General features: G+C 66.2%; 21 protein-coding genes and 1 tRNA gene. 13 read left to right on the forward strand and 9 right to left on the reverse strand.

All coding sequences use genetic code 11. From position 1 onward, the window contains the following. Nucleotides 1-196 precede the first annotated feature (196 nt). Together fliN and ACWPKK_RS14295 are read left to right on the forward strand one after the other, a co-directional pair. Nucleotides 197-499, forward strand: a complete 303-nt coding sequence (fliN, locus tag ACWPKK_RS14290; protein ID WP_014188019.1) for a flagellar motor switch protein FliN — start codon at nt 197-199, stop codon at nt 497-499. A gap of 172 nt (nt 500-671) precedes the next feature. Then, entirely contained in the window at nt 672-1,931 is a 1,260-nt protein-coding gene (locus ACWPKK_RS14295) for a diaminopropionate ammonia-lyase (RefSeq protein WP_452005174.1), read from the forward strand. Here ACWPKK_RS14295 and ACWPKK_RS14300 read toward each other — a convergent pair. Then, on the reverse strand, nt 1,912-2,622 hold the full coding sequence (locus ACWPKK_RS14300; protein WP_452005177.1) for a hypothetical protein: 711 nt from the start codon (nt 2,620-2,622) through the stop codon (nt 1,912-1,914). The two genes, ACWPKK_RS14295 and ACWPKK_RS14300, sit on opposite strands and share 20 nt — an antisense overlap. A gap of 231 nt (nt 2,623-2,853) precedes the next feature. Between ACWPKK_RS14300 and gatB the strand changes: the two genes are divergently transcribed. Continuing rightward, nucleotides 2,854-4,305 (forward strand): Asp-tRNA(Asn)/Glu-tRNA(Gln) amidotransferase subunit GatB, encoded by a 1,452-nt coding sequence (gene gatB / locus ACWPKK_RS14305; protein ID WP_149200153.1) that lies wholly within the window; start codon nt 2,854-2,856, stop codon nt 4,303-4,305. A gap of 164 nt (nt 4,306-4,469) precedes the next feature. Next, nucleotides 4,470-6,218 carry a PAS domain-containing sensor histidine kinase gene (locus ACWPKK_RS14310; RefSeq protein ID WP_452005180.1) on the forward strand — a complete coding sequence of 583 codons (1,749 nt, stop codon included), beginning with the start codon at nt 4,470-4,472 and terminating at the stop codon, nt 6,216-6,218. A gap of 39 nt (nt 6,219-6,257) precedes the next feature. Here the strand turns inward: ACWPKK_RS14310 and ACWPKK_RS14315 are convergent, their stop codons facing one another. Next, nucleotides 6,258-6,494, reverse strand: a complete 237-nt coding sequence (locus ACWPKK_RS14315) for a hypothetical protein (protein ID WP_014188024.1) — start codon at nt 6,492-6,494, stop codon at nt 6,258-6,260. 296 nt (nt 6,495-6,790) lie between these two features. Between ACWPKK_RS14315 and ACWPKK_RS14320 the strand changes: the two genes are divergently transcribed. Continuing rightward, nucleotides 6,791-6,883, forward strand: a tRNA-Ser gene (locus tag ACWPKK_RS14320). Between the two features lie 437 nt (nt 6,884-7,320). Here ACWPKK_RS14320 and ACWPKK_RS14325 read toward each other — a convergent pair. The 3 genes from ACWPKK_RS14325 to oxlT (ACWPKK_RS14335) form a co-directional block, all read right to left on the reverse strand. Further along, entirely contained in the window at nt 7,321-9,012 is a 1,692-nt protein-coding gene (locus tag ACWPKK_RS14325; RefSeq protein WP_452005183.1) for a methyl-accepting chemotaxis protein, read from the reverse strand. Nucleotides 9,013-9,293: 281 nt separating this feature from the next. Continuing rightward, nucleotides 9,294-9,593: a cupin domain-containing protein gene (locus tag ACWPKK_RS14330; protein ID WP_452005186.1), complete on the reverse strand. Its 300-nt coding sequence runs from the start codon at nt 9,591-9,593 to the stop codon at nt 9,294-9,296. A 216-nt stretch (nt 9,594-9,809) separates the two neighbouring features. Continuing rightward, the gene (gene oxlT, locus ACWPKK_RS14335) at nt 9,810-11,117 is read right to left on the reverse strand and encodes an oxalate/formate MFS antiporter (RefSeq protein ID WP_452005189.1); all 1,308 of its coding nucleotides are present in this window, start codon (nt 11,115-11,117) and stop codon (nt 9,810-9,812) included. A 352-nt stretch (nt 11,118-11,469) separates the two neighbouring features. Here oxlT (ACWPKK_RS14335) and ACWPKK_RS14340 point away from each other — a divergent pair, with 352 nt between their 5' ends. Beyond that, entirely contained in the window at nt 11,470-12,114 is a 645-nt protein-coding gene (locus tag ACWPKK_RS14340; RefSeq protein WP_452005192.1) for a thiamine phosphate synthase, read from the forward strand. Between the two features lie 162 nt (nt 12,115-12,276). Further along, nucleotides 12,277-12,966, forward strand: a complete 690-nt coding sequence (locus tag ACWPKK_RS14345; protein WP_014188034.1) for a GntR family transcriptional regulator — start codon at nt 12,277-12,279, stop codon at nt 12,964-12,966. A 143-nt stretch (nt 12,967-13,109) separates the two neighbouring features. On the opposite strand, the gene pyk is transcribed toward ACWPKK_RS14345, so the two are convergent. After that, nucleotides 13,110-14,576, reverse strand: a complete 1,467-nt coding sequence (gene pyk / locus ACWPKK_RS14350; protein ID WP_452005195.1) for a pyruvate kinase — start codon at nt 14,574-14,576, stop codon at nt 13,110-13,112. Nucleotides 14,577-14,776: 200 nt separating this feature from the next. On the opposite strand from pyk, the gene ACWPKK_RS14355 reads away from it, so the two are divergent. From ACWPKK_RS14355 to ACWPKK_RS14365, 3 genes are all read left to right on the forward strand, one after another. After that, nucleotides 14,777-15,586 (forward strand): NUDIX hydrolase, encoded by an 810-nt coding sequence (locus ACWPKK_RS14355; RefSeq protein ID WP_452005198.1) that lies wholly within the window; start codon nt 14,777-14,779, stop codon nt 15,584-15,586. A 144-nt stretch (nt 15,587-15,730) separates the two neighbouring features. Then, nucleotides 15,731-16,306 carry an NAD(P)-binding domain-containing protein gene (locus tag ACWPKK_RS14360; RefSeq protein ID WP_452005200.1) on the forward strand — a complete coding sequence of 192 codons (576 nt, stop codon included), beginning with the start codon at nt 15,731-15,733 and terminating at the stop codon, nt 16,304-16,306. An 8-nt stretch (nt 16,307-16,314) separates the two neighbouring features. After that, a complete protein-coding gene (locus ACWPKK_RS14365; protein ID WP_452005203.1) occupies nt 16,315-18,015 on the forward strand; it encodes a pyruvate, phosphate dikinase in 1,701 nt (566 codons plus the stop codon). A gap of 268 nt (nt 18,016-18,283) precedes the next feature. Here ACWPKK_RS14365 and ACWPKK_RS14370 read toward each other — a convergent pair whose 3' ends face one another. Both ACWPKK_RS14370 and ACWPKK_RS14375 read right to left on the reverse strand, forming a co-directional pair. Further along, on the reverse strand, nt 18,284-19,213 hold the full coding sequence (locus ACWPKK_RS14370) for a histone deacetylase family protein (RefSeq protein WP_452005206.1): 930 nt from the start codon (nt 19,211-19,213) through the stop codon (nt 18,284-18,286). A gap of 73 nt (nt 19,214-19,286) precedes the next feature. Further along, on the reverse strand, nt 19,287-19,742 hold the full coding sequence (locus ACWPKK_RS14375; RefSeq protein ID WP_452005208.1) for a CBS domain-containing protein: 456 nt from the start codon (nt 19,740-19,742) through the stop codon (nt 19,287-19,289). A 377-nt stretch (nt 19,743-20,119) separates the two neighbouring features. Between ACWPKK_RS14375 and ACWPKK_RS14380 the strand changes: the two genes are divergently transcribed. Further along, nucleotides 20,120-20,335: a hypothetical protein gene (locus ACWPKK_RS14380; protein ID WP_452005210.1), complete on the forward strand. Its 216-nt coding sequence runs from the start codon at nt 20,120-20,122 to the stop codon at nt 20,333-20,335. A gap of 85 nt (nt 20,336-20,420) precedes the next feature. Here the strand turns inward: ACWPKK_RS14380 and ACWPKK_RS14385 are convergent, their stop codons facing one another. Further along, the gene (locus ACWPKK_RS14385) at nt 20,421-20,864 is read right to left on the reverse strand and encodes a GNAT family N-acetyltransferase (protein WP_324868924.1); all 444 of its coding nucleotides are present in this window, start codon (nt 20,862-20,864) and stop codon (nt 20,421-20,423) included. 527 nt (nt 20,865-21,391) lie between these two features. Here ACWPKK_RS14385 and oxlT (ACWPKK_RS14390) point away from each other — a divergent pair. Beyond that, a complete protein-coding gene (gene oxlT / locus ACWPKK_RS14390) occupies nt 21,392-22,696 on the forward strand; it encodes an oxalate/formate MFS antiporter (RefSeq protein WP_324868923.1) in 1,305 nt (434 codons plus the stop codon). 266 nt (nt 22,697-22,962) lie between these two features. After that, nucleotides 22,963-23,706: a sulfite exporter TauE/SafE family protein gene (locus tag ACWPKK_RS14395; protein ID WP_452005214.1), complete on the forward strand. Its 744-nt coding sequence runs from the start codon at nt 22,963-22,965 to the stop codon at nt 23,704-23,706. Nucleotides 23,707-23,844 lie beyond the last annotated feature (138 nt).

The raw sequence follows: 23,844 nt of genomic DNA on the forward strand, positions 1-23,844 counted from the left end.
ACGAATGATCCGGCAAGATGGCGGATGCCCGCCGTGGCGGGCGGTCCGACAGTTTGGGCGAAGCTCCGGGGCGGGGAAAGCCCAATCTTGTCGCAAAACCCGCCGGTCGGTGGCGTTGCCCGCCCACCCGTCCGGGGTGTAGAGTAAGCCGTTCGTGTAAATGGCGCCCCCTCGCGGCGCGGGAGCTTGGACATCCATGGCCAACATCGACGACCTGCTCGGCGCGCCCGATCCCAACGACGGCGATGCCTCGTCCTTCGCCATCGGCGACGCGCCGGTGGAGATCAAGGTCGTCATCGGCACCGCCATGCTCCGCGTCCGCGACCTGCTGAAGCTTGGCCGCGGCGCCGTCGTCGAACTCGACCGCCATTTGAAGGATCCGACCGACGTCTATGTCGAAGGCGTTCTGGTCGCCCGCGGCGAAGTGGCGATCATCGACGACAAGATCGGCGTTACCCTGACCGACTTCATCAAGTCCAGCCGCGAATGGAAGCGCTGACCGCCGCATTCCTTCCTCGCCGTCGTTTATTCTGTCGATGCTTCATTCGGTAGCAGCCGCGCTCACGCTGGAGTCTTGACGGCGGGCGATGGCATCTGGTCTCGTTGTTCGCGGTCGCGGGATGTGCCGTCGCGGACGGCGTCGCCCACCGGCCGGCCCGGAGAGCGAAGCCATGCCCCACCAAGCGGTCTCCCCATCCTCCTGCCTGCCGCGCCTCCATTCGAACCCGCGCGCCGACCATGAGCGGGCCTACGGCCCATCCGAACGCGCAATCCTGAGCCGCGCCGCCTTCGAAGAGGCGATGGCGGAGATCGGCGCCTGGCCCGGCTACGCTCCGACGCCGCTGCGCTCCCTGCCGGGTCTGGCGCGGGAGGCCGGGATCGACCGGCTCTGGTACAAGGATGAAAGCGCCCGCTTCGCGCTGGGCAGCTTCAAGGCGCTGGGCGGCGCCTATGCCGTGCTCCGGCTGCTGGCGCGGGAGGTGACGGCGCGGGTGCCGGGCGTGCCGGTGACGGCGCTGGATCTCGTCGTCGGCCGCTATGCCCAGGTGACGCGTACACTGACCGTGACCACCGCGACCGACGGCAACCACGGCCGTTCGGTGGCCTGGGGCGCGCAGGTGTTCGGCTGCAACTGCGTCGTGTATGTGCCGGCCGCCTGCTCGCCCGGACGCCGTGCGGCGATCGAGGCGTACGGGGCGCGGGTGGTTGTGGTGGACGGACCGTACGATGATGCCGTGCGCCGGGCCGCCGCCGAAGCGGCGGAGCATGGGTGGTTCGTCGTCTCCGACACCTCCTACACCGGCTATATGGATGTCCCGCGCGACGTGATGCAGGGCTACACCGTGATGGTGGAGGAGGCGATCTCGCAACTCCCCGCCAGCGAACGGCCGACCCACGTCTTCGTACAGGGCGGCGTCGGCAGCCTGCCGGCGGCTGTCTGCGGCCATTTGTGGGAAAGCTGGGGGCGCCAGCGTCCGCGCTTCGTGGTGGTGGAGCCGCACAACGCCGACTGCCTGTACCAGAGCGCCGTCGCCGGCCGTCCGACGCGGTCGGAGGGCGACCTGGACACGGTGATGGCCGGGCTCGCCTGCGGCGAGGTCTCGTTGCTGGCCTGGGCAATCCTGGAGCGCGGAGCCGACGATTTCCTGACGATTCCCGACGAGGGCGCCGTCACCGCCATGCGCAAGCTGGCCGACGGCAAGCATGGCGGCCGGCCGATCGTGGCGGGCGAATCGGGCGTGGCCGGGCTGGCCGGGCTGCTCTGCGCCGCGGCACATGACGATGTACGGCTCGCGCTCGGCCTTGCGCCCGACGCCCGGGTGCTGGTGTTCGGGACCGAGGGGGCGACCGACCCGGAGGTCTATGAGCGGATCGTCGGCCGCTCGCCGGAAATGGTAGCGGAGGAGCCGGTCAGCGCAGCAGGTCGGTGACGATGTTGGCGCCGTCGGCGGTCAGGCGGTCGGCGGTCTCGCGATAGTCGCGGGTGCCGGAGAAGCCGCCCGCCGCCGTCACGCGCTGGATCCAGGCCGGGGAGGCGCCGAGCGACACCAGCCGCTGCACCATCGCCTGGGTGGACCGCATGGTCATCCGGCCGTTCTCCGCCATGCGCGGGGCATGGACCATGAACTCGGCGCGGGGGGCCGCATAGCGGGGGTAGCCGGCCAGATAGAGGCCGACGCACATGCTTTCGCAAGAGTCGCCGTCGCGCACCCGGGTAGCGATCGGACGGCCGCCCTGGCGCTCTGCCAGCACCGCGTCGATCATGCGGTATCCCGCCGCCGTGAAGCCGCCGGGGCTCGACAGTTCGACCACCACCGGACGGCTTGCGGGCAGGGCGTGCAGGGCGTCGACGAAGCGGCGCTCCGCCCCCGGCGTGATGATGCCGTCCAGCCGCAGGACCGTGGCATCGCCCTGATCGCTGCGCGACAGGATGGCGTCGGGGAACTCGGCGGAGGCCGGAGCCGCGGGCGCCGGGTTGACGGTCACCGGGGCGAGCGAGACGCTGGCCGGGCGCGTGGCGGCCGGCTGGGTGGCGGCATGGCTGATCGCGGCACCTGCCATCACCAGCCCGCCCAGAGCCACACCGAACCCAATCTTCCGCACCAGCGCTTGAACCGACATCACGACCTCCCCGCTCTACCTGTTCAGCGTGGCGGTCAAAGCTTGCCCGAGGGTTAACGGAACGTCTGTGGCGGGCCGCACAATGGAGGTAGGAAAGCCGCGGCGCGATAAAGCGTGCGCGCGGGCGCAAAGGGCGTTAGAAGAAACAGGATTCCAAGGGTATGGCCGGGGCGCCCGTTTTCGCGGCGGTCCATGGCCCGTCCCGTGCCGTGAACGTCGAAGAGCGGAACGATGTCGTACATCCAGGGTGAAACGGGCGATTGGGAAGTCGTGATCGGGCTTGAGGTCCATGCCCAGGTGATTTCGAACGCGAAGCTGTTCTCCGGCTCCGCCACCGAATTCGGGGCCGCGCCGAACAGCCAGGTCAGCTTCGTCGACGCCGCGTTCCCCGGCATGCTGCCCGTCATCAACGAATATTGCGTCGAACAGGCGGTCCGGACGGGGCTGGGCCTGAAGGCGCAGATCAACCTGAACTCGGTCTTCGACCGCAAGAACTACTTCTACGCCGATCTGCCGCAGGGCTACCAGATCAGCCAGTTCCTGCAGCCGATCGTCGGCAAGGGCGAGATCGTGCTGGACCTGCCGGACGGCACCAGCCGCACCGTCGGCGTCACGCGCCTGCACCTGGAACAGGACGCCGGCAAGTCGCTGCACGACCAGCACCCGTCCAAGACCTACATCGACCTGAACCGGTCGGGCGTGGCGCTGATGGAGATCGTGTCGGAACCCGACATGCGGAGCTCGGAGGAGGCGGGCGCCTACGTGCGCAAGCTGCGGTCGATCCTGCGCTATCTCGGCACCTGCGACGGCAACATGGAGGAAGGCTCCATGCGCTGCGACGTCAACGTGTCGGTGCGCAAGCCGGGCGACCCCTTCGGCACCCGCTGCGAGATCAAGAACGTCAACTCGATCCGCTTCGTCATGCAGGCCATCGAGTATGAGGCGCGCCGCCAGATCGAGATCATCGAGGAAGGCGGCAAGATCGACCAGGAGACCCGGCTGTGGGACACGACCAAGTTCGTGACCCGCTCCATGCGGTCGAAGGAAGAGGCGCACGACTACCGCTATTTCCCCGATCCCGACCTGCTGCCGCTCGAACTCGATGCGGACTGGGTGGAGGACATCAAGAAGACGCTGCCCGAACTGCCGGACGACAAGAAGGCCCGCTTCATCGAAGACTACAAGCTGTCGGTCTATGACGCCGGCGTGCTGGTGTCGGAGAAGTCGAAGGCCGACTATTTCGAGGCGGTGGCGAAGGGCCGCGATCCGAAGCTGGCGTCCAACTGGGTCACCGGCGAACTGTTCGGCTATCTGAACAAGGCCGGCAAGGAGATCGAGGAGAGCCCGGTGTCCGCCGAGAATCTCGGCGGGCTGATCGACCTGATCGCCGACAACACCATTTCCGGCCGTATCGCCAAGGAAGTGTTCGAGACGATGTTCGAGACCGGCGAGAAGGCTGCCGACATCGTCGAGAAGAAGGGTCTGCGGCAGGTCACCGACACCAGCGCCATCGAAGGATCGATCGACGCCGTTCTGGCCGCCAATCCCGACAAGGTGGCGGAATTCCGCAGCGGCAAGGACAAGCTGTTCGGCTTCTTCGTCGGTCAGGTGATGAAGGCGACGCAGGGCAAGGCCAACCCGGCGATGGTCAACGAGATTCTCACCAAGAAGCTGAAGGGGTAAGCGACCGCACCCCTTTGGCGGTGCGCAATCGCCGTATTGTCCGAAAGAAAGCCTCTCCCCCGCGGGAGAGGCTTTTTTCTTGGGTGACGCGCGGCGATGCGGAAAAGCCCCAGTTGAATTTTCCCGGTTACTATCGCCACAGTGCTGGAAACGGCGGAGGTTCCATGGCGGCAGAACCGGAGATGGTGGCGCTGGCGGGTGTTGCCGCCGGTGGTCTGCTGGGGATGCTGCTGGGCCTTCTCGCCGGGCGTCGGTCCGCCCGCCGGCACACTGCGCCGGGACCGGCCATCCATGAACCGGACATCGGCGAACGGCTGGAGATGGCTCTGGAGGCGACCGGCGCCGCCGTGTGGGATGCCGATCTGGTAGCCGGCACCTGCTGGTGGTCGGATACCTTCCCGCGTATGTTGGGCTATCGCACGCGGCCGCCGATGCCGCCGGACTTCTGGGAAAAGCGGCTGCACGCGGACGATCGCGAGCGGGTGCTGGCCCACATTGCCTCGCATCTGGCGGGGGAGACGACCAGCTACGCCTATTCCTACCGCCTGCGCCACGAGGGCGGCGGCTGGGTGTGGATCGCCGCCAAGGGCCGCGCCTTTCGCGACGAGACCGGGCGGGCAGTGCGCTATGCCGGCATCATGACCGACATCACCGAAGCCCGCCGGCAGGAGGAGCGGCTGCGCGCCAGCGAGGAACGGCTGCTGAAGATCATGGAGGCGGCGCCGATCGCGGTCAACGTCACCACCCGCGATGGCCGCTGGCTGTTCTGCAATGCCCAATCCGTGCGGCTGATGGGGCGCAGCCGGACCGAGTTGATGCGCACGCCGGTGGCCGATCTCTATGCCGATCCCGCCGACCGCGCCGCGCTGATCGCCCGATTCGACCGCGAAGGACCCTTCCGCAATGCCGAAATCCGTTTCCGCCGGCCCGACGGCAGCGTCGTCTGGGTTTTGTCGTCCTGGAACAGCATCGAACTGGACGGCGAATCGGCCCTGTTGACCTGGCTTTACGACATCACCGACCGGAAGGCCGCCGAGTCGGCGATGGTTCAGGCGCGGGAGGAGGCGGAGCAGGCGTTGGCGGACCTGCGCGAGGCACAGGAAAGCCTGATCCAGGCCGAAACGATGGCCTCGCTCGGCCAGTTGGTGGCGGGTGTCGCGCACGAGATCAACACGCCCATCGGCATCGGCCTGACGGCGGCCAGCCACATCGGCGAACAGGCGCAGATCCTGCGCGACCGTTTCACCGGCAACACCCTGCGCCGGTCGGAATTCCTGGAGTTCCTGGATGGGTTGAGCGAGAGCAGCCGCCTGCTGATGGCCAACATCGACCGAGCCGCCTCGCTGGTGCAGAGCTTCAAGCAGGTGGCGGTCGACCAGTCTTCCGGCGACCGGCGGGTGTTCGAACTGGGCAGCTATATCCGCGAACTGCTGTTCTCGCTCCGCCCGCGGCTGAAGCGCACGAACCTGAAGGTGGCGGTGGAGTGTGACGACGAACTGACGATGGACAGCTTCCCCGGCGCCCTGGGGCAGGTGCTGACCAATCTGGTGATCAATGCCGTCGTCCACGCCTATGGCGACGGCGACCGGACGGGGGATAGGCCGGCCGGCACGATCCGGATCACCGCGCAGCCGGATGGGACCGAGCGGGTGCGAATCGACTTCATCGACGACGGCGCCGGCATCGCACCGGAACATCTGTCGAAGGTGTTTGATCCCTTCTTCACCACAAAGCGGGGGCAGGGCGGTTCGGGCCTTGGCCTGCACATCGTGTTCAACACGGTCACCGGTCCACTGGGCGGTACGGTGTCCGTCCAGTCCTGGCCGGGGCAGGGGACCCGCTTCACCATCCTGCTGCCCCGTGAAGCACCGGCGATTCATGCGATGCCAGCCGAGGAGCCGGCACTGACCTGAACTGGCGGTACGGACCAGGCGGTCGGCCGGGGCAGCGGATCAGGCGACGTGCAGTTCGTGGAACTGGAGATGCTTGGGCCGGCGGCCGCGGCGCTTGGGAGCCGCGAAGTTGGCGAGGGCCCCGTTCTCACCGCGCAGTTCGGCATTCAGTTCCTGAACGCAGCGCTGCAGCAGTTCCTTCTCCCGCTGGTCTTCGCGGTCGGTGATTTCCAGGCAGCTCAGCTTGATCTCGACAAGATCGATCAGCGTTTCGGCGCAACGGCGTGACAGGGTCATCGAATCCTCCACGGCATCGGGGTGCGGCGTCACTGTCCGGTGGGGCGGGCCTTTCGGAATCGACCTCGCACGACCGAATTGAGCGTCACCCGGGCTTTCTGTTGGGCTTTTTGTTGCTCATGGTTGCATCATAACCGACGAACCTTAAAAAGTATCTAAAATTTTATACAGATTTGTCCCATTATGATGTTTTTCAGGAAAAGCGGATTTCGGCCTCTGTAAGCGTTGACAAGGGTACGGCTGGCCATTAGAAACCTCCCCACGCCAGCGGTGCCCCACGGGACGCCGCACTGGCTGGAGGGGTGGCCGAGTGGCTGAAGGCAACGGTTTGCTAAACCGTCATAGGGTTTAAAGCCCTATCGTGGGTTCGAATCCCATCCCCTCCGCCACCTTGTTGTTTTCCAAAAAATTCGAAATCATCGCAACTGCCTGCTGTTCTGGGCAGCACGCCGCTCTCGGCGAGCGGCTATGTTCGTTGCGGCCTTTGTATCGACTGTCCAATTCGGTCGAGTTGGGCGCCGACCTTAGAACGCCGGATTCCGATATCAAGCCAAAATATGAACTCGTCGTTCAGGAAGCGCGGCAGGGCTTCCGACATCTGGACCATTGACGCTTCCAGGTAAGCCCTGTGCTGCCGACCAGGTAGAATGAAGGCAATGTTGCCGGTCCTCAGGTTCATTCAGGACTACATCATCAAAGCCGTCAAAGAGACCGCCACGCAAAGTCGATGCGGCAACTCACCACTTTTTCAGCAGGTCGAGCGAGAGAGGTTACCGGCCTTGCGCCGATAACCTCTTGCCGATGCGCCTCTGTGACCGCCGACGACCTAGGCGGCGCGGATACCGGTCAGGAACCGTTCCACTTCGGTCTTCATCATCTCTGACTGGCGGGAGAGTTCGCCTGCCGCTCCCAGAACTTGGGTGGCAGCTGACCCGGTTTGCGTGGCGCCACGGCTGACGTCGGTGATGTTGATGGTCACCACCTCGGTGCCGCGCGCCGCTTCCTGGACGTTGCGGGCGATCTCGCCGGTTGCCGCGCCCTGCTCCTCGATCGCCGAGGCGATGGAGGTGGCAATTTCATTGATGCTGCCGATCGTGGAGCCGATGCCGGTGATCGCCGTTGCAGCTTCGCTGGTGGCCTGCTGCATCGATGCGATCTGGGTGGCGATTTCCTCGGTCGCCTTCGCTGTCTGATTGGCGAGATTCTTCACCTCGCTGGCGACCACGGCAAAACCCTTGCCGGCTTCGCCGGCCCGAGCCGCCTCGATGGTGGCGTTCAGCGCGAGCAGGTTCGTCTGGCTGGCAATGTCGGTGATGAGTTTCACCACATCGCCGATGCGCTGGGCAGCGTCGACCAGACCACGGACGCGATCGTTGGTGGCCTGCGCTTCCTCGACGGCCTGACCGGCAATCTCGGTGGAGCGGGTGACTTGCGAACTGATCTCCCGGATCGAGACCGACAATTCGTCGGTCGCCGAAGCGACGGTCTGCACGTTGACCGAAGCCTCTTCAGCTGCAGCCGCAGTGCTGGCCGCCTGGCTGTTGGTCAGTTCCGCCGTGTGCAACATGCTCTGCGCGGTGGCGTCCAGTTCAGTTGCGGCAGCGCTGACTGTGCGCAGGATGCCGGACATGCTGTTGTCGAAGCCGGCAATCAACTGCTCGACGGCGGTGGTGCGTTGCTCCTTGAGCTTGCGCTCGGCCTCCTCGGCTTCGGCCAGCCGTTGCCGATCAAGCGCATTGAGCTTGAAGACCTCCACCGCGCGGGCCATGCCGCCGATCTCGTCGCCACGCTCGGCCCCGTTCACCTCAACCGTCAGATCGCCCTGGGCCAGTCGCGACATCGTGTCAGTGATGCTGGCAATGGGGCGGGCAATGCCGGAACGAGCGATAAGGATGCTGCCGATCAGCGCAACGCCGATGCCCGCGATGCCGACAACGATCATCAGCATCAGCATACGCGCGCCATATGCCTCCAGATCGTCGTTCGCTCGTTGAATGCTGTCGAAGTTCTGCTGCGCCCGCCGTTCCAGCTCCTCGCCCAAAGCCTTGCGATTGGCACGAGTGACGTCGGTGTTTCCGTACTTGTTCGCTTCATCGGGGCTGACCTCGACACCTAGACGAGCCGCTTCGTTGCGAAGCTTGATGAATTCGGCCACACTCTGCTCCAGAGGCAGAAAAGCCGCATGCCGATCCGGAGGAAGAAGAGCCTTCCACTCGGCCATCCGCTTCCCCATCAGCTCTGTGCTCTTCCAAACCGACTTTGCGAAAGTCTCGATTTCCGCCTTCGATTTGCTGGCATAGAGCCCGCGGCTCTCCATCACGACCTTAAGGACGAGCCCGTTGATCTGCTCGCCCAACAGAGCGCGCAGGGATGAGCTTTGGATATCATCGACGCGAGAGTCGTATGTTGCCATTCCGCGAAAGCCGATTCCACCGAGCAGGGCGGCCGTCAGGGCCAGCCAGAGTACAGCGGTGGTGATCTTGGTGCTGATGCTGAAGCGTGCGAGGAACCTGCCCATGACATAGTCCGCCTATGGCCAAACTGATATGTCAGTTAGCCTATCACCCTAGTTCCTCAAGAAAGCGTTACGAAACGTGTGAAGTCACAGCCGCATTACTTAAGGTCGTTCGAATGTTCCCACGTTTTATTAGATAGAAAATCTAGACAGTTTTGCGCCTTCGCTGGTTGTGGAGCATTGGTTAGACCATCTCCTGCAGAACTACAGCTTCTTACTCCGTCATATATCTGATCTGGAATGGCTGCCGCGGACGGTAAGTCCGCGACGGCCATCCGTCGGCATCAGCCCTCCTGGAGCAGTTCGACCTCGACGAATACGATGTCCGTGGTGCCGTTGTTGATCACGTTGTGGCTGACGCCGGCCTTGCGGAAATAGGACCGTCCCGGCTCCAAGGGGAACTGCCGCTCCGATCCGTCCGGATCCACGATGGTGAAAGCACCAGAGGTGATCGGCACGATCACGTAGTCGTAACCATGGACATGGGCTCCGGTCTCGGCCCTCGGCACCAGACGCCACTCGGTGACACGGGTGCGTTCGCCTTCGACATGGGTCACCGAAACGGCCTGTGGGCGCGTGCTCATCACATTCCTCATTCTTCGTTCGAGCCTACCCATTGAGCCTAGCACGCAAACCGTTGAAATGACGGGGTGAAAGCCATGCGGCACCTTCGTCCGCACTGCCGATTCCATCAGCAGGCGCTGGAACGGCCGACCGGCTTTTCCTCCAGGGTGAAGCCGCACTGAAGGGACGCGCCCGCCGGGGGGCAGGCGCGTCCCTTCAGCATCCTCTTGTGGCCGTCAGTCGGCCATCCGGGTGGTCAGGCGCGGTGCAGTGCCGGTGGCGGCGGCGATGTAGCGGGCGCGCCGCGGCTTCAGGACGAACAGGGCGAGGAAGGCGGCCAGCGCGTTGACGATGGCGACGCTGTAGAAGACCGTCTGCCAGCTGCCGGTCGCCTCGACCATCAGGTTGCCGATGGGGACCAGAAGCGCCGCCGTGCCCTTGGCGGTGTAGAGAAGCCCGGCATTGGTGGCGGCGAAGCGCGAGCCGAAGGTGTCGCCGCAGCAGGCCGGGAACAGGCTGAAGATCTCGCCCCAGGCGAAGAACACCAGACCGGTCAGGATGACGAAGGCCAGAGGGTCGGCCCCATAGGCGCTGAGCGCCATCACGCCCGCCGCTTCGATGGCGAAGGCGATGAACATTGTGTTCTCGCGGCCGATATGGTCGGACACCCAGCCGAAGAAGGGACGCGTGATGCCGTTCATCACCCGGTCGATGGACAGGGCGAAGGTCAGGGCCGGCAGGGTCAGGCCCAGGATGCTGACCGGCGCATCGACCAGACCTATGTCGGCGGCGATAGGTCCCAGCTGCGCCGTCACCATCAGTCCGCCGGCGGCGACCATGGTGAACATGGCGTACATGATCCAGAAGACGGGGGTACGCAGCATCTCCTGCGGGGTGAAGTGGCGGCGCTCGGCAGCGGCGGTCGCGGTGGGGCGCCCGTAGCCCATCTTCGGCGGGTCGGCCAGGAACCAGGCCAGCACCAGGATCACCAAGCCCTGGCCCAGCCCGAACACCATGAAGGTCTGCTCGAAGCCGGAGGTCTCGATCATGGTGGCGATCGGCACCACGGTGAGGGCGGAGCCGGCACCGAAGCCGGCTGCGGTCAAACCTGCGGCAAGGCCGCGGCGGTCGGGAAACCACTTCAGCGCATTGCCGACGCAGGTGCCATAGACGCCGCCGGCGCCGATACCGCCGATCACCGCGGCGAGGTAGAGCAGCGTCAGCGAATCCGCCACAGCGTTCAGCGCCCAGGACAGGGCGCACAGCACGCCGCCGACCAGCACGACGATGCGTGGACCGAATCTGTCGACGAACCACCCCTCCACCGGCACCAGCCAGGTTTCGGTGACGATGAAGATGGTGAATGCCACCTGGATCGCGGTGCGACCCCAGCCATGCTTGTCGTCGATCGGCTCGACGAACAGGGTCCAGCCATATTGCAGGTTGGCGATCATCGACATGCAGACGATGCCGATGGCCAGCTGCATCCAGCGCCCGCCCCAGGGCGCGACCTGAGCGGTGTTGCCGTGCGTCTCACGCACCATGTCCTTCCTCCCCGTTTCCACCCGACAAGTTCTGTTCGGACGTCCGGACCATTTGCTTTTTCGTGGCTTTGCCGTGCGCTTTTGGTGTCTGGTCCGGAAAAAGGCCATGGGACGGGGCGGTTCTGGACCAACTTATGGTTGCTGGCATGCCAAATGCCCCATGCCCGCCTTAACGATCATCAGTTTGACGAACAGTGTCAATACAAAGCATTTTGCCGCGCTGCGGCGATCCGCTTTTTGTCCAACGAATTCCGTTGAATTTCCGCGGATTGGAAAGGTTTGGATCCAGTATATGGCCGAAGGGACTACGCCCTGTGTTCGTGCTCGGCCGAATTGGAGAGGGATTGGACCTATGATCGTGCCCGTGCCGCCGCTGCTGGTGATCACCGACCGGCACCTCTCGTCCCTGCCGCTGCCGGAACTGGTCGATCGGCTCTTCGCGTCCGGCGTGCGCTGGCTGTCCTTGCGCGACAGGGACTTGCCCGATGTGGAACGTCTGGCTCTGGCCCGTGCGCTGCTTGGGCGCGCCCGGCCCTGGGGGGGCAGGGTCACCCTGCACGGCGACCCGGCGTTGGCGGCGGAAGCGGGGGTGGACGGGGTGCATCTGCCGGCGGGTTCCGATCCGGCTGCGGCGCGTGCCCTGCTGGGACCGGCGGCATTGATCGGGCTGTCGGGCCACGACTCGGATGGCGCCGATCTGATCGAACGGGTGCGCGGGCAGGTCGATTACCTCACGCTGTCGCCGATCTTCCCCTCGGCCAGCAAGCCGGGCTATGGGCCGTGCCTGGGCACCCCGGGGTTGCGCCGATGGGCGGGGCGGGGCCTGCCTGTGGTCGCGCTGGGCGGCATCGACGGGGCGCAGGCGGTGGCGGACTGCCTTGCCGCCGGCGCCGCCGGGGTGGCGGTGATGGGGCTGGCGATGCGTGATCCGCAAGCGCTGGGTCCGCTGCTTGCGGCGGCGTCGAGGGACGGATCCGCGCCACCGTCCCGCGGTTGAAATCAGGCGGCTTTCCGCCGCGTGCCCCTGGACATTTCAGCGCCTTGCAAGCATCTGGTATGTAGGATACGAAAAGACCAAAGGACCAGAGCCCGCGCCTGACCAGCCGGAGCCTGACCGGGCGCGCCGCAATACCCGGCGAGACATAAGGACATCCATTTCATGACCGTTCCCGCTCTCAACGTTCAGCCCCTCGACACCGGAACGACCTTCCGCAGTCAGGTCTATCACGCGCTGAAGCAGGCGATCACGGAGATGGACATCTACGACCACGACCGCGAGATCCGGCTGGACGAACGGCAGCTCAGCGACAAGCTCGGCGTCAGCCGCACCCCGATCCGCGAGGCGCTGACCCTGCTGGAGCAGGAGGGCTTCATCCGCCTGCAGCCACGCCGCGGCATCTTCGTGGTGCGCAAGACCAAGACCGAGATCATCGAGATGATCCAGGTCTGGGCCGCGCTGGAAAGCATGGCCGCGCGCATGGCCGCGGAGCACGCCCCGGCTGCGGAGATCCACAAGCTGTGGGACCTGTTCGGCAGCTTCGAGCAGCGCAGCCCGAAGGACCATGTCAGCGAATATTCCGACGCCAACATCGCCTTCCACAAGAGCATCATCCAGCTGAGCGGGTCGAAGCTGATCCAGGACGTCACCGACAACCTGTTCATCCACATGCGGGCGATCCGCAAGCTGACCATCGGCCAGGAGGACCGGGCCGAGCGGTCGATCCACGACCACCGCGCCATCATCAAGGCCCTGGAGGAACGCAACGCCGACCTCGCCGAACGGCTGGTGCGCGAGCACACCATGGGTCTGGCCGCGCATGTGCAGAAGCACTGCGATTTTCTGGAGTGAGGGTATTCAGGCGGCGTGAGACCCCCACCCTTACCCTCCCCCGCTGGGCGGGGGAGGGGATTAAGTGCTTGGTCGGAAAAGCAGCGGCAGTCCCTCCCCCGCCCAGCGGGGGAGGATAGGTGGGGGGCTAACTCCACCGACTATCACGCCGTAACCACCTCCCTCTGCGCCGCCTCCACCTTCTGCACGTCCTCCCCGTCGATGGTCACCACCCGCAGGGAGTTCGTCTTGCCCGGCGTGCCGAACGGAACGCCTGCGGTGACCACCAGCGACTGGCCCGGGCTGCCGATGCCGGTCTCGGCCGCGGCGGTCAGCGCACGGCCGACCATCTCCGAGAAATTCGCCACGTCGTCGGTCAGCACCGCATGGACGCCCCAGGCCAGCGACAGCCGCCGCGCGGTCTCCCGCTTGGAACTGAGGCCGAGGATCGGCACGCTGGGCCGTTCGCGGGAGGCGCGCAGCGTGGTCGATCCGGTGGTGGTGTAGGTGACGATGGCGGCGGCGCTGATGGTCTCCGCCACCTGCCGTGCCGCGGCGGTCAGCGCGTCGGCGGCGGTGGCTTCCGGGCTCGGATGGTCGGCATCCATGATGCGGCGGTAGAGCGGGTCGCCCTCCACCCGGCGGACGATGCGCTCCATCATCTGCACCGCCTCCACCGGATAGCGGCCGGAGGCCGATTCGGCAGACAGCATCACCGCATCCGCCCCGTCATAGACGGCATTGGCGACGTCCGACGCCTCGGCGCGGGTGGGGGTCGGTTCGGACACCATCGATTCCAGCATCTGGGTGGCGACGATCACCGGCTTGCCCATGGCGCGGCTGAGGCGGATCATCTGCTTCTGCAGTCCCGGCACGTCTTCCGGCGGCAACTCCACGCCCAGATCGCCGCGGGCCACCATCACCGCGTCGGACAGCTCGATGATGCGGTCCAGCGTCGGCAATGCCGCCGGCTTCTCGATCTTGGTCATCACATGGGCGCGGTTGCCGATCAGCTCGCGCGCCTCCAGGATGTCCTCCGGCCGCTGGACGAAGCTCAGGCCGATCCAGTCGACCCCCAGCTCCAGCCCGAAGGCGAGGTCGCTGCGGTCCTTCTCCGACAGGGCGCTGAGCGCCAGCGCGGCACCCGGCACATTGACGCCCTTGCGGTCGGACAGGGTGCCGCCGGCCACCACCTCCGTCTCCGCGAAGTCGGGGCCGCAGTCCAGAACGCGCAGCCGGATGCGCCCGTCGTTCAGCAGCAGGTCCAGCCCCGGCTGCAGGCTGGCGAACACCTCCGCATGGGGCAGGCAGACGCGGCGGCTGTCGCCCGGCCGGCGGTCGAGATCCAGGCGGAAGCGGTCGCCGATGGCGAGGTCCACCGGCCCGAAGCCGAAGGTTCCGACCCGCAGCTTCGGCCCCTGGAGGTCGAGCAGCACGCCGATCGGCCGGCCCAGCCGCTCCTCGGCGACGCGGATGCGGGCGTAGCGCTCGGCATGTTCGGCCTGAGTGCCGTGGCTGGCGTTCAGGCGGAAGACGTTCACGCCGGCCTGGGCCAGGGCGGTGATCTGGCTTTCCGACGAGCTGGCGGGACCCAGCGTGGCGACGATCTTGGTGCTGCGGTGAAACGGCATGACGACAGCCTTCCTCCGCCCGGCCCTCGACGCGGAGGGGCGGGACTGGCGAATGATGGTGCGCTGAATGGCGGTGGTGGCGGGATGCTGGAAGGGATAAGCCGGACGGTCAAACCCCGCCGGCCTTGTATTCCGCATCGTGAGAGTGGTTCTGCCCGCCGCGCATGGACAGGTGAAGGGGCCGTCGGCGACACTGGGGCATGTCCGATACTGCCCCCGATACCCCCGTTCCGGCCCATCCCGCCGCCACCCTGATCCTGCTGCGCGACGGGCCGGAAGGCCTGGAACTGCTGGCGATCGAGCGGCATGCCGGCCTGCGCTTCGCCCCCGGCGCCACCGTGTTCCCCGGCGGCCGGCTGGAGGCGGCGGACCATGATCCATCCTGGCATGTCCATTGGCGGCGCGACCGTTGGCCGGGTGCCGGCCTGCCCGCCGATCTGCCCCACCGCGTCGCCGCGGTGCGGGAATGCGTGGAGGAATGCGGGGTTCTGCTGTCCCGCGACCCACCGCAGGCCGCCGCACTTGCGGGCCTGCGCGCGGCGTTGGCGGCAGGGGAGGGGTTCGGGCCGGTGCTGGCGCGGGCCGGACTGGCCCCGGCGCTGGAACGCTTGGTGCCGCTGGCGCGCTGGGTGACGCCTGTTGGTCTCCCACGCCGTTTCGACACCGTGTTCTTCCTGGCTCCGGCGCCGTCGGGACAGGAGCCGCTCTGCGACGGTCGCGAGGCGGTCGGCGCGCTGTGGGCCACCCCGCGCCGCCTGCTGGAGGAGGAAAAGGCCGGGCGACGGCGGCTGGTCTACGCCACGCGGATGACCCTGCTGCGGCTGGCGGGCTGTGCCGACATGGCGGCGGCGATGGCCTTTGCGAAGGACGGTGCGGCGGCTGGTGAGGAATTGCCGCCGGCGATCCTGCCACGTCTGGTTGAGACGGCGAACGGGCCGGTCTGGCGGATTCCGGCGACATGCGGCTTTTTGCCACTGGAGACATCGGCCGAACATGTTAGGCTCGGGTAAGAATAGGTAAGCCTGGGCGGGTTTCCGCAATGTGAAAATTGCGCGATGGTGCTGTTGTGCGATGCGAAGCGCGCAACGAAGCTCTCCTCTGACGCTCCGCCGTCCAACAACGGCAGCAGGGGGCGGGAGCGGGAGGATCGCGGAATGGATATCGGGTTCATCGGGGGTGGGGAGGTAGCCGATGCGATCATGGACAGGCTGCGGGAGGTGGGGCACCGGCTCCATCACCATTCCAACGCTCACGCCTGCGGGCCGCTCCGTGCCCTCGCCGAACGCTGCGACGTCGTCATGATGCTGCTGCCCGATGCCCGCGCCGTGGAAAGGGCGCTGTTCGCCGATGACGGCCTTGCCGCCGCCATGCCCAACGGCGGGCTGCTGATCGACCTGTCCTCCCTGTCGCCGGAACGGGCTGCAGCCAGCGCCGCCCGCATCGCGGATTTGGGTGGGCAACTGGTCGATGCGTCGGTCGGCACGGGCGCACAGGGGTACAGAATCGATCTTGGCGGCAGCGATGCGGCCTGCGCGTGGGCGGAATCGCTGCTGCGGGTGTTTACCTCCACAGTCGAGCGGGCCGGTGGTCCGGGAACCGGGCAGCGGGCCCGTCTGGCGCGGAGCGCTGGCCGGACCGCCGGCTTGATCGGCGACGACCCGGATGGGCTGCACCGGTTGCTGCGCCTGATGGCCTTCGACGAGGCCGATTGTGCGTTGAGCGCGGGATGACCACAGCCATGATGTCCGATATCACCCCCACCCGCCTTCCCGCCCCGGCCATCGGCGTGCCGCACCGCCCGACCCGGCCGGAGGTGATCGTCCCGTTCGGTGCCGGGCTCTCCCGAAGGGCGGACGTGGATCGCCTTGGCAATAAGGGCGCGCGGCTGGTGGAGATGGCCGGGCTCGGCATTCCGGTACCGCCGGGCTTCGTCATCGCGGCGGAAGCCGGTCAGGGGCTGACCGCCGGGGACCCGCTTCCGGCCACCCTGTGCGCGAGCATCGACGAGGCGATCGCTTCGCTGGAGGACCGGGCTGGCGGGCGCTTCGGCGATGCCGGGCGGCCGCTTCTGCTGTCGGTCCGCTCGGGCGCGGCGGTGTCGATGCCCGGCATGATGGACAGCATCCTGAACCTGGGGCTCAACGACCGCACGGTGGCGGGGCTGACGGCGTCGTCGGGGGATGCGCGCTTCGCCCATGACTGCTATCGGCGGCTGGTGCAGTCCTTCGGCTGCGTCGTCATGGGCGTTCCCGGCCATCGTTTCGAGGACCTGCTGGAGGAACTCAAGGAGGAGCGCGGGCTCCAGCGCGACGGCGACCTGACGGCGGAGGACTGGCAGAGCCTGCTGCCGCGCTTCCTGCAACTGGTGGAGACGCGTTGCGGCCGGCCTTTCCCGCAGGATCCGGCGGAACAGCTGCGCATGGCCGTGGCGGCGGTTTTCCGCTCTTGGATGAATCCGCGGGCGGTCGCCTTCCGTGTCCTGCATGACATCCCGGAGGATATGGGCACGGCGGTGACGGTGCAGGCGATGGTGTTCGGCAACCGCGGGCAGGACTCGGGCACCGGCGTGCTGTTCACCCGCGATCCCTCCACCGGCGCCCCCGGCCTGTGCGGCGAATTCCTGGCCAATGCCCAAGGGGAAGACGTGGTGTCCGGCACCCGCGATCCCGATCCGCTCAGCGCCGCCCAGCCGCATCCGGAGCGGTCGATGGAGCGCCGGCAGCCCCCGGTCTTCGCCGAGCTGTGCGCAATGGCGGAGCGGCTGGAGCGCGCCTTCGGCGACATGCAGGACATCGAATTCACGGTCGAATCCGGACGCCTGTTCATCCTGCAGTCCCGCAGCGGCAAGCGTTCGTCGGAAGCCGCCGTGCGCATCGCCGTCGACATGGCGGAGGAGGGGATCATCAGCCGGGACGAAGCGGTGCGCCGCGTCGATCCCCAGGCGCTGGATGAGCTGCTGCGCCCCACCCTGGCGCCGGAGGCGCTTGCCGGCGCGCTTGCGATGGGACTGCCGGCCTCGCCCGGTGCGGTGACCGGCCGTGCCGCCTTCACGACCGAGGACGCCATTCGCATGGCCCGCGGCGGCGCACCGGTGGTGCTGTGCCGGCCGGAAACCTCGCCGGAAGACATCCACGGCATGCAGGCCGCCGCCGGTGTCGTCACCGCGCGCGGCGGCTTCACCAGCCACGCCGCCACCGTTGCCCGCGGCATGGGTCGTCCCTGCGTCTGCGGAGCGCGCGCACTGCGGATCGATGTCGAGGCGGGGGTGATGCGGGTGGGCGAGGTGACGGTCCGCACCGGCGATCTGCTGACCATCGACGGCAGCAACGGGGCGGTGGTGCTGGGAACGGCCTCCTTGCAGCGGCCGGAACCGGATGGCGCCGTCGCGCGCCTGCTGGAATGGGCGCGGAACTGCGGAGTGGGGTTCGCGGCGGATTGAGGGGAATCGCCTTCGACATCGGAGAAGCGACGTTCCATTCTGCAAGCCCGTCTCCCCTTGCGGGGCGGGATGAGGGGTGCGGCGGCCGGAGGCCGGTGGAAGCCAAGCTTGCGACCCCTCACCCCAACCTGCGGGTCGGCAAAACGCCGTTGGCGTTTGGCCGATCCCGCCCCGCAGGGGGAGAGGGGCTTCAGCAGCATCGTGGCCGCAAATGCGAAGGCCTCATGATTGGGGGCAAGTTTGCCGCCCCTGCCTAACGAGGCATTCCTTAGGCTCGCATCAACGCCTTCAGATGCGCAGCACAGCCTTCCGCCAGTCCGGTCGCGTCATAGCCGCCTTCCAGCGCCGAGACGACCCGCCCGCCGCAGACCCGGTCCGCGAGATCGACCAGCTTGCGGGTCACCCACTCGAAATCCTCGTCGGTAAGACCGAGCTGGGCCAGCGGGTCGCGCTTGTGCGCGTCGAAGCCGGCCGAGATCAGCAGCAGTTCGGGTTGGAAGGCCTCCAGCGCCGGCAGGATCGCGCGCTCCACCGCCTGGCGGAACTCGACGGAACCGCTGTAGGGCTCCAGCGGCAGGTTCAGGATGTTGCCGTCCACTCCGCGTTCCCAGGAATTGCCGGTGCCGGGATAGAGCGGCGACTGGTGGGTGGAGGCGAAGAACAGGTTGGGATCGTCGGCGAACATCGCCTGGGTGCCGTTGCCGTGATGGACGTCGAAATCGACAACGGCGACGCGCTTCAGCCCATGGGTCTTGCGGGCATGCTCCGCCCCCACCGCGATGTTGTTGAAGACGCAGAACCCCATGGCGCGGGCCGGTTCGGCGTGGTGGCCGCAGGGCCGCACGGCGCAGAAGGCATTCGTCGCCTCGCCGGCCAGCACCGCATCGACCGCGGCGCATACCGATCCCGCCGCGCGCAGGATCGCCCCGCGCGACCCCGGCGACAGCAGCGTGTCGCCGTCCAGCCGCCGATATCCGTCGTCCGGCACCGCCGCCAGAACCGCCTCGACATATTCGCGGTCATGGACGCGCGACAGCTGTTCCACATCGGCTTCGGGGGCGGACCGGCGCTCCAGCTCGCGGAACTCCGGCCTGTCGAGGACCTGCCACACGACGGCCAGCCGGTCCGGAGCCTCCGGATGGCCTGGGCCGGTGTCGTGGGCGAAGCAATCGTGATGGGTGAAGATCAGGGTGGTCACGGGGCGGCCTCTCCCATGGGAAAGGCGCCGCCGGCCTTGGGTGGGCCTGCGGCGCCGGGTTCGGGGGCGTGGATCAGTGGGCGTAGGTGGTGCCTGCCGGCGGCTCCGGCGGCGCGGAGGCCGTGCCTTCCAACTCCTGCAGCTGCAGGCGGGTGAAGTCGCGGGCGCTGACGACGCCGACCAGATGGCCGTCCTCCAGAACCGGAAGGTGCCGGATATGGTGCTTTTCCATCAGCTGCAGGGCTTGCCGGACGCTGTCGGACGGGGCGCAGGTCACCGGCTGTCGGGTCATCAGCTGTGACACCGGCATGGACAGCAGCGGCGCGCCCCGGTCCAGCAGGGCGTGGACAATGTCACGTTCCGACAGGACACCGGCCAGTGTGTTGCCTTCGGTCCTGCAGACGTCCTTGACGACAAGGGCGCTGATGTTCTCCGCCTTCATCAGGCTGATGGCATCGGCGACCGTGGCGCTGGTCCGCACGGCGACAACACGGGATTCCTTGGTGCGCAGGATATGTTCGACGTTCATGGCGTGGCTCCTGTCGGCTGGCGGCTGAACGGCTGATGGGGCGGCGGGGCGCTGGGTTCGGCACCACGCTATGAATATGGTATGCCAAATACAGTACGCCAATCAAACAATTTCGTCAGCCAATCAGTGCCCACGGAGCCCATTCAGGCATAAGCTGTTGGATCCATTGTACGAAGGCACCAGAGAGAAAATGCTGGCCACGCGGTATGTTTGCTATGCATGCAAATAGATTGACGCATGCGATATGCGCATGACCGGTATCATGTACCTTGTATACCAAAAAACTTGATCCGGTTTTTGCGGCGCGTCATAACAGTCCGGCCAAGCCGAAGCCGTACGATAAAAAAGCACCCCACCGAGACACTGGAGCGATGAACATGTTGGAAATCCTGGTTCTGGCGCTTGTGCTGTCCGTCTTCGGCGGCACGGTCCATTACATCCTGTCGATGCAGGTCGCCAATGCCGGCAAGTCGCAGCGCGATTTCTCCGCGGCACCGCTTCGGCTTGCCAATCCGACTGAGGCCGACCTGAAGGAACAGGAAGACGAACTGCCGCCGGGTCCGGCCTGGGCCAGCTTCCCGCGCGCCTTCTGAGCGACGCGTTCCTTCATCCGCCACAGCGGCAACACGAAAAGACGGCCTCCGCAGGCCGTCTTTTTGTTTGTGTGCCTCCGCAGTCTCAGGCGAGCGGCAGCACCAGCTGGAAGCTTTTGATGGTCATGCGCTTGCGGTGATAGAAGCGGTGGGCCTCGCCGCGCTGGATGCCGGAGATGATTTCCATCTGGGCGCAGCCGCGTTCCCGCGCCTCGTTGGCCAGCCAGTCGAACAGCTTGTCGCCCAGCCCGTAGGACCGCTTGGCGGCGCTGGTCACCAGATCCTCGACATACATGTAGCGGCCGCGCGACAGCGTCTCGTGCACGCGGAAGCCGCCGCAGCCGGCGATCTCACCGTCGAGCCGCAGCAGGGCGAGGTTGTAGCCGTCGTCCATCTGCCGGCGGATCTGTGCGCGGTAGGCCTCGGGGTCGGTCATGTGGGTCCGCAGCTCCTTCATGATCGGGTAGCTGGCGGCGATATCGGCATCGTCCCGCGCCACGACGATCTCGATGTTCTGCTGCTGGTCCATGGCGGTCGACTCCTTATCAATATGGGTTCTGCCGGGAAGGGCCCGAGCGTCGGCCCCTGGGAATGATCCCTGAGACTGGGCTCTGAGAGCGGCCGATCGGTTCCTTTAAGGGCTCGTCCGCCCCCGACGCTGGCATACCATATGCCACAGTACCCGCCGCCCAAAGGCGCGTGGTGTCGCTTTCCGCATAACGGAAAATCAGTATGTCGAACCCGCATACCAGCCGTCTCAATTGCGGGGCATTGAAACAGTTGGTCAGCCCCACTGACTACTTGTCTGCTGCTCGGCATCTGGTATACCATATTGATAATTCCAGACCGAACCTAGGACCGCATCGGTCTGGCGGGGGGGCAAAAAACCGCCCCCCACAAAACCGTGGAGTGCCCCGAGGCCGCATCCTCGCCGCACGACCACCGACAGCAAAGAACCGCGTCAAACCTCTTAAGCATCAAACAAGACGCTCAAGCATCAAAACAGAAGCGACGCCCGAACCGGCACAAAACCGCTTCCTAGGAGGAGATAGATAGATGCAACATACGAATTCGGAGGCGCAGGGCGCACCGCTCGGCGGCCGCTGGATGCAGTTGGTCATTGGCGTGATCTGCATGTCGATGATCGCCAACCTGCAATATGGCTGGACGCTGTTCGTCAACCCCATCGAAGAAAAGTATCACTGGGGTCGTGCCGCCATCCAGGTCGCCTTCACCATCTTCGTCGTGACCGAAACTTGGCTGGTCCCCGTCGAAGGCTGGTTCGTTGATAAATTTGGACCCCGCATCGTCGTTCTGATCGGCGGCGTGCTGTGCGCGCTGGCCTGGGTCATCAACTCGTTCGCCGACTCGCTGGCGCTGCTCTATCTGGGCGCCGCCGTCGGCGGCATCGGCGCCGGTGGTGTCTATGGCACCTGCGTCGGCAACGCCCTGAAGTGGTTCCCCGACCGCCGCGGCCTCGCCGCCGGCCTGACCGCGGCCGGCTTCGGCGCCGGCTCTGCTCTCACCGTCGTGCCGATCGCCAACATGATCCAGACCTCGGGCTTCGAGCAGACCTTCCTGGTGTTCGGTCTGGGACAGGGCCTGATCGTCTTCGCGCTGGCGTGGTTCCTGAGGGAGCCGAACCCCGACATGCTGCCGAAGACCAAGTCCAACATCGTGCAGAGCCGCCGCAACTACACCCCGCAGGAGACGCTGAAGTCGCCGGTCTTCTGGGTGATGTACCTGATGTTCGTGATGGTCGCCGCCGGCGGTCTGATGGCAACGGCCCAGCTCGGCCCGATCGCCAAGGACTTCCACCTCGACGGCATGCCGGTCAGCATCATGGGCCTGACCCTGCCGGCGCTGACCTTCGCGCTCACCATCGACCGCGTGCTGAACGGCGTGACCCGTCCCTTCTTCGGCTGGGTGTCCGACCATATCGGCCGTGAAAACACCATGTTCGTCGCCTTCGCCATCGAGGCCGTCGGCATCCTGGCGCTGAACCAGTGGGGTCACAACCCGGTCGCCTTCGTCATCCTGACCGGTCTGGTGTTCTTCGCCTGGGGCGAGATCTACAGCCTGTTCCCGTCCTGCTGCGCCGACAGCTTCGGGTCGAAGTTCGCGACGACCAATGCCGGCCTGCTCTACACCGCCAAGGGCACGGCATCGCTGGTGGTTCCCTTCGCCAACGTGATCGTCGCTTCCACCGGCAGCTGGCAGACGGTGTTCTTCTTTGCCGCCGCGGTCAACGCCATCGCCGCCTTCATGGCCCTGTTCGTCTTGAAGCCGATGCGCGCCCGACAGATCGCCGAGGACACCCGCCAGCCGATGGGAAAGCTGGTGACCGAGGGCGCCGACTGAAAGGTGAAGGCTGTCGCGGCCGACCGGGGGGCCGGCCGCGACAGGGTTTAGAGGTCGTCTGACCGCCGGAGTAAGAACCGGCTGCGAAACAGGCCGGCATCGGAGCCACCGCATTGGCTCCGGTGTCGGTTTGTTGCGTTCCGGGAGCGGGTTCGCATGAACCGCGTCGGAGATCCCGCATCCCGGCAGAAGCCCGCTTCAAAGGCTGATATTCTGTATACAGAATACGAAAGCTATCGTCAACATGGATCGAAAGGGGGGCGATCATGCTGAGTCTTGTCGTCCTGATGCTGGCAGCCTTCGCGTCGGGCGCGCTGAACGCCATTGCCGGGGGTGGAGCCTTCATCACGTTTCCCGCCCTGCTGTTCGCCGGCGTGCCGCCGGTGGCCGCCAACGCATCCAGCACCGTGGCACTGTTTCCGGGGCAGGCGGCGAGCAGCTGGGCCTACCGGCGCGAGATCGCGGCCGGCGGTCAGGTGAATGTCCCGGTCTTTGCCGTCCTCAGCCTTGTCGGCGGGCTGATCGGCGCCCTGCTGCTTCTGCTGACGCCGAACGCGGTGTTCGCGCGCTTCGTGCCCTGGCTGCTGCTGTTCGCGACCGCCGTTTTCGCCGTGGGGGCCTATGCGCCGTGGATCGTGTCCCGGCTGCGGCTGGGTGGGCGGAGCGTGCTGGTCGTGCAGTTCGTCATCTCGGTTTATGGCGGCTATTTCGGCGGTGGCATCGGCTTTCTGATGCTGGCGGCGCTGACCCTGTTCGGGCTGCGCGACATCCACGCCATGAACGGGCTGCGGCTGTTGCTGGCGATGTTGATGAATGCGGCGGCGGTCGGCGCCTTCATCGTCGCCGGGGCGGTTTCCTGGCCCGAGACCATGGCGATGGCAGTGGCGGCGGTTGCCGGCGGCTATGCCGGCGCCATGGAGGCGAAACGGGTCGATCCGAAGATTCTGAAGACACTGGTCGTCCTCATCGGAACGGCGCTGACCCTGTACTTCTTTGCGAAGGGAGCCTGATCCGGTTGGAGAAAAAGCAGGTGCCGTATTCTCGTCAGTCCCCCCACATTCCGCATTGACATACGGTATGTGGTATACCAAACTCCAGGTACAGTTTGCGCGACAGACTGTTGGATGCCGCTGCAATAGCAACCGGTC

The sequence above is a fragment of the Azospirillum largimobile genome (assembly GCF_977007025.2).